This is a genomic window from Deltaproteobacteria bacterium, from assembly GCA_016218975.1.
Classification (GTDB): Bacteria; Desulfobacterota; Deferrimicrobia; order Deferrimicrobiales; family Deferrimicrobiaceae; genus JAENIX01.
Map to the genome: position 1 here is coordinate 63500 of JACRCO010000097.1, position 6000 is coordinate 69499.

Here is a 6000-nt window from a genome sequence, read left to right on the forward strand (position 1 = left end):
TCTCCTACCACACAATACGAGACGCAGTCAATCGGTCATTTTCTCCTGTCGCTCCCGTCCGTCCGTGGCCTCCGCGACATGCTGCCATCCATGGCAGCAACGGCATTCCGCGCGGCGTCGATGGTACGGTCCAGGTCCTTGCGGGTATGGGCAAGTGAGACGAAGCCCGCCTCGAATTGGGACGGGGCGATGTACACGCCGTTAGACAGCATCCCGTGGAAATATTTCGCGTACGCCGCGGTGTCGCTGCGCCTGGCGGTAGCGTAATCCACCACGGGGCCTTCCTGGAAAAAGACGGTCGACATGGAGCCTACCCTGTTGGTCCACGACTTGACTCCGGACTTGTCGAAGACGCCGTAAAGGCCTTCGGCCAGGTAATCGGCTTTTTCTCCGAGCTTGCGATACGTCCCCTTTTGCGACAGCTCGGTGAGGCACGCGATCCCCGCTGCCACCGCAAGGGGATTGCCGGACAGGGTACCCGCCTGGTATACGGGGCCTACCGGGGAAAGGGCATCCATTACGTCCCCCCGCCCCCCGAATGCGCCGACCGGAAGGCCGCCTCCGATGATCTTCCCCAGCACCGTGAGGTCCGGTTCGATCCCCAGAAACTCCTGCGCCCCGCCGAAGGCGACGCGGAACCCGGAGATCACCTCGTCGAAAATCAGCAGCGCCCCCTCCTTGTTCGTCAATTCGCGCAAGGTGTCGAGAAACCCGGGGGCCGGAGGAATAACACCCATATTGCCCGGCACGGGCTCTACGATGACTGCGGCGATCTCGCCCTTGTTCGCCTCGAACAACCGCTGAACCGAGGCGGCGTCGTTGAAGTTCGCAGTCAGCGTGTGGCGTGCCAGGTCCTTTGGGACACCTGGCGAATCGGGCTGGCCGAATGTCAGTACACCGGAGCCCGCCTTGACGAGCATCGAGTCGGCATGGCCGTGGTAGCAACCTTCGAACTTTACGATCTTGTCCCGGCCGGTGAACCCCCTGGCCAGGCGGACGGCGCTCATGGCGGCTTCGGTGCCCGATGAAACAAGGCGCACCTTCTTCATCGAGGGGAAGGCGCGACGGATAAGTTTCGCAAGCCTGACCTCTCCCTCCGTCGGCGCGCCGTAACTCGTCCCTCTTCCGGCAGCGCTGCGGATGGCAGCCACAACCTTCGGGTGTGCGTGGCCGAGGATCATGGGCCCCCAGGAGGAAACGTAATCGATGTAAGTATTTCCGTCCACATCGGTGACCCTTGCCCCTTTCGCTTTCGCGATAAACAAGGGAGTTCCGCCCACCGACCGGAAGGCACGCACCGGAGAATTCACCCCCCCGGGGATGACCTTTTTCGCATCCTCGAACAGCTTTTTCGAGAGTCTCGACCTGGGTTTGGCCACCCGCCTGCCTCCTCATTAATATTACAATTCGATTGTACAACGCAGCCGTTGAAAATTTGGGCGAATTGTATCCGTGCTCCGCACCGCTGTCAAGGAAGGCATCTAACGGAAAAGGCTATGGAATTTACGCATGATGCAAAACGCCATTATAAAATGGCTTGACACGGTCGATGCGAGGGGTGTACAAAAGTTCTTCCGCGGACCACCCTGTTTTATTCCTTTTGTCTACATTACGGCCCGACGAACGAGGCATATGGATGGATGAGCGATATAACGAGAAATTGTTGATCGAGAAGGAATTCGGCCCTCTCTGGTCCGGCGTCGACACGATCACCGTAGGAGATCGGATCTTCACGGCCATGGAGATGAAGAAGGCGTTCGATCTCTGGGCGACGGACGTGGTGGTGATCGATATGCACGTACTGCCCGATGGTCTTTTCGCCTTCCGCTTCTACGACGGCGACGATCGCACGATCGTCGTTTTCGTATTCGACAGGGAACTGAATATACTCCGCGAGCTTCGCGCCCATATCGCCGAGTGGCTCGACGATGAATATTACAAAAGCGGGATGGAGGCATATTTCGCCGAGAACATGGTAAAGATGCTTCGCCGTAAGGTCCTTGGGGGGGGAGAATAATGACGCTACCCTGCCGCAAGGCATCCGTACGATCGTCGGCAGCGCAGTGGAATGTCGACGCGTTGGTCCGCGCGGGAAGCGGAGACCTGCTCCCCTGCTTTTTCTCCGTGCTTCCAACCGGTTGCACCTTCCAGACGGTGTCGAGCGAAGAGGGGGAAAAGCTTCTGGATTCGGTTCGCACCGCGCTGGGCCCGACCGCATCCGTTCCCCAGGTGGTCAAGGGCGGCGCCTGCGGCGGCGAAGACGAGGACGGCGAGTTTCCTTTCGTCGGCGCGATGCTGTCGGTGACATGGGATTTTCCGCGGGAGGCCCGCGATTCCTTCGTCGTAAAGGTGAAGGAACTCCTTGGCGCATGCGAGGCATCGGCCTGATGCAGTCGTACCTGGAACTGGTCCATCAGCGCATCGAGGACAGGACGGCCAACGTCCTGTTGAACATCGAGAAGTTCGGTGAGGCCCAACTCCGATTCACGATAAGGCTTTTCACCGATTGCCTTGACGAAGAAACCCGGCAGCGCCTTCTGGCGGGCTATACCGAGTATCTGACCCAATCGGAGATACGGGATTTCGTCAAAGGGTTTCTCCCCGCCTACACGGAGTATGCCCTCGCGGAGCTTGCGGAAAAGAAACGGGACGGCGAGCGGTTCGATCCTCCATGGCTCACCCAGGAAGAATACCAGGAGATGACGGTCAGGGAAAAATGGCCGAAGATCGGCGCCAACCTGAACGATGTAGCGCCGTTGCAGCTTCGCCGGGAACTGGCGAAAGCGGGCCTTCTCCTGCGGCCATACATGCTTTCCGACCCGGGATTCAACGAGGGGACGCTCGAATTCGCCGTCTATTTCGACCTTGTCGACAGGCTCGGCACCGTTCCGGCCGAGGAACTACGGTCCGTTGCTGCCTCGGCAGGGCCGCTTGTCGAGCAGGCCGTTTCATCCGGGGCAGGTGAGGAGTGCGAGGACCTGCTCCGGAAAATCCGGATGCTAGTCGCGAAGACGGCGGGCCTTTCCCTGGACCCCCAATCCCTGATCGGGCCGGTAATGGAACGGTACCCCCGCGAAGGGCCGCCCGGCTGGAAGGTCCGCGAGTTGGGGAAGACGCTCGAAACGTTGTCCCTCAAGGACTTGCGCCTTACCGCTTTCGTCCATATGGACCTGTTGACGACCGAGGAAACCCGCGAGATCGTATCTACATTCGTAAGCCGATGGCCGTCCTTCTTCGACATCCCTTCCCGTTACCTCCGGGAACTGATCCTGGCCATTGCGGACAAGGTGCCTGAACGCGCCCTGACCTTCTTCTTCGAGCGGTACTCGGGCGGTCGCATGACGATGACGAAAGGCGCCGACTTCTTTGTCTGGAAACTCATGCCGGAGGAAGAGAAGATCGATCGCCTTCGCGAGGACAACGCCCGAATGGACCAGGCGATGATGGCGCGGCACCTCGCCAGGTACTTGTTGTCGGAGTCGCCCGGGGAACTCGTCGACGCGGGCCGGCAGATCGCGCTTCTGACCGATAAAAAATTCTCCATGAACCACGGTTCGATATTGAAAGGTTTCAGCGGGGAAGGAGGCGAGGAACGCCTCCGGAAACTGTATAACGAGATTTCGGTCCTGTCGCTGCGGATGATGGCAGCTCCGGAGGATGAGCATCCCGTTCTCTACCGGGAGATATGCCAACGCATCGCCGAATCGACCGGGATATTTCCGAATAATCCGGGAGGAGGTGCTTAGACGATGACGTTTGAATATATGGAGAAAATGGTGATGTACAAGGAGACGAAGGAAGGCCTCGTATCCGACATGGAATGGCTCCACCAGGCGGGGGAAGACGGCTGGGAGGCTGTCGCGGCCACTCCGCTCATCGCTCCCAACCGTGACGGAATCGCTTACGGGACGGTCGGATTGCATGTCATTCTCAAACGTCAAAAAAAGGTTTTATAAATAAAAATACCCCTTGACATATCCTCGCTATACGGGATATAAAATAAAACGTATTTCTAAAAAGAGTCCGCCCATCGGGTGGAAATTCCTGTTTTATAAGGGGTTTTCCCGTTTACCCCGGGTTTCATGCGGGGCCGGGGAATTTTTTCCATAAATCGACAAGAAAGGAGGGTGGTCTAGCAAGGAAACGACGGTTACTGCAAGGAAAGGCAGGGTATTAACTGCGGTCATCGCAAGCGCAAGGAAAATTTTCAAGGAGGGGAAGAATGGGAGACACGTGGCGTACTGAGAAAAAGCGGCCCACGATAAAAGTTCTGCCGTGGCCGGCCATCCCGGCGCCCACAGTCGACGAAGTCTACGCGGGCGTGGACGAGAAGAAAAAGGAATATTCCCTGTGGGTGGAATCCGCGGTCCGGCAGCAGTTCAACGCCGACAAGCCCGAATCCCTCGACGGGATCCGCGTGCTCGACTGCACGGCTAGCCAGCAGATCGGCCATTGGTGTTCTTCGCACTTCTCGGAATTGGGCGCGGAAGTCATCATGGTGGAACCGCCCGGCGGCGATCCGATGCGCACGCGCGCGCCTTTCGGCCGCGAGGAGTACATGTTCGAGGCGAAGAACGGCGAGAAGTGCGGCGCCCGGTTCCTGGCCGAAGCGCGTAACAAGTTCTCCGTCACCCTGGACCTCGAGAAGGATGAAGGCCGGGCATTGCTGAAGCAGATCATTCCGCAGGTCGACATCCTGATAGAAAATGCCGCCCCCGGACATTACGACAGCCTGGGAATCGGCTATCGGCAGCTTTCCGAAATCAACCCCAGGCTCGTCTACCTGTGGGTCGGCGAGCGTGGCCAGTGGGGCCCGCTGAAGGATCAGCCGGGCGCCCTGGATCCGGTCGGGCAGTGCTCGATGGGATTCACGCATGGCACCGGCGCGCCGGTGTCGTTCGGCGGCACCCCGACACGTTCGGGGTGGTGGCTGGCCGACCAGGTCGGCGGCACCTTCGCGGCGATCGGCACGATGGCGGCCCTTTACGCCCGTGAGCGGTTCCTCGGGACCGGCCAGTTCGTGGAGTGCACGGCGGCAGAGGGCGTCATCCGGATCATCGACTACAACTGGGGCTGGCACGGGATGGACGCCTCCATTCGGCCCCGCTACGGAAACTGGGACCTCGCCATCAACATCTACGCGGTCAATCCCTGCAAGGACGGGCAGATCATGGTCGGCGGCGGTCACGACCGCCTCTGGTTCCGGATCTGGCGTGCCTGCGGTAAGGCGAAGCCGGAGCTCGAGCAGCACATCTGCGAGGATCCGAAGCTCCGCGTGGTCACCGACCGTCTCCCCCACTACATCCAGGTCGAGACGTACACGACCCTGGTCGAGTGGATGAAGGACCTCACCCGGTTCGAATGCGAAACCGCGCTGCAGGAAGAGGAAGTGGCCTCGGGCGGCGTTTCGTTCATCGACGAGGTTTGCGAGTTCCCGCATTACAAGTACCGCGGACACATCGAGATGGTCGACGACCTCAATTACGGTAAGGTCCTGATCGGCGGGTCCGGATTCATCGGCATGAACACGCCGGGCCGCATCAAGTGGATCGGCAGGACGGTCGGACAGGACAACGAGGACGTCTTCAGGCGCCTCGCTGGCTTGAACCGTGAGGATCTCGCCAGCCTGAAGAAGGGAGGGGTAATCTAATGACAGGTGTCGATAAATCGTTAAAAGACATGACGTTCGAGGATTTCTGCCGAACGGTTTTCAACACGAAGGAGCGGTTCCACAAGCCGGAAGTCCTCAAGGGGATCCGGGTCGTTTCCACGACCCAGTACATCCTCGGACCGTCCTGCGCGGCGTACCTTGCCGAGCTCGGCGCCGAGACGATCAAGGTCGAGCTGCCGAAGCGCGGCGAGCCGATGCGGCACACCACGCCGTTCAACGAGCCGTTCCTCTATCCCCTCTCCCGGTGGATGCCGGACAAGGGGACGGGGCTGGGCTTCTTCGGCGCGAACCCGAACGAGTACTTCCTTTCGCTCGACTTCCACAAGCCG

At 59.7% G+C, this 6000-nt stretch carries 7 protein-coding genes; 6 read left to right on the top strand and 1 reads right to left on the bottom strand.

Translation table 11 applies throughout. The features are described from left to right. Positions 1 to 35: 35 nt before the first annotated feature. A complete protein-coding gene (gene hemL / locus HY896_13885) occupies positions 36 to 1379 on the bottom strand; it encodes a glutamate-1-semialdehyde 2,1-aminomutase (protein MBI5577437.1) in 1344 nt (447 codons plus the stop codon). A gap of 257 nt (positions 1380 to 1636) precedes the next feature. Here hemL and HY896_13890 point away from each other — a divergent pair, with 257 nt between their 5' ends. The 6 genes from HY896_13890 to HY896_13915 all read left to right on the top strand — a co-directional run. Beyond that, positions 1637 to 2017, top strand: a complete 381-nt coding sequence (locus HY896_13890) for a hypothetical protein (GenBank protein MBI5577438.1) — start codon at positions 1637 to 1639, stop codon at positions 2015 to 2017. After that, positions 2017 to 2388: a hypothetical protein gene (locus HY896_13895; protein ID MBI5577439.1), complete on the top strand. Its 372-nt coding sequence runs from the start codon at positions 2017 to 2019 to the stop codon at positions 2386 to 2388. The genes HY896_13890 and HY896_13895 overlap by 1 nt, the downstream gene beginning before the upstream one ends. Further along, positions 2370 to 3746 carry a hypothetical protein gene (locus HY896_13900; GenBank protein MBI5577440.1) on the top strand — a complete coding sequence of 459 codons (1377 nt, stop codon included), beginning with the start codon at positions 2370 to 2372 and terminating at the stop codon, positions 3744 to 3746. The genes HY896_13895 and HY896_13900 overlap by 19 nt, the downstream gene beginning before the upstream one ends. A 3-nt stretch (positions 3747 to 3749) precedes the next feature. Then, entirely contained in the window at positions 3750 to 3956 is a 207-nt protein-coding gene (locus HY896_13905; GenBank protein ID MBI5577441.1) for a hypothetical protein, read from the top strand. Between the two features lie 266 nt (positions 3957 to 4222). Beyond that, positions 4223 to 5650 carry a CoA transferase gene (locus HY896_13910; protein MBI5577442.1) on the top strand — a complete coding sequence of 476 codons (1428 nt, stop codon included), beginning with the start codon at positions 4223 to 4225 and terminating at the stop codon, positions 5648 to 5650. Positions 5651 to 5679: 29 nt separating this feature from the next. Further along, positions 5680 to 6000 (top strand): CoA transferase (locus tag HY896_13915; protein MBI5577443.1); only part of this gene is annotated, 321 nt, incomplete at its 3' end.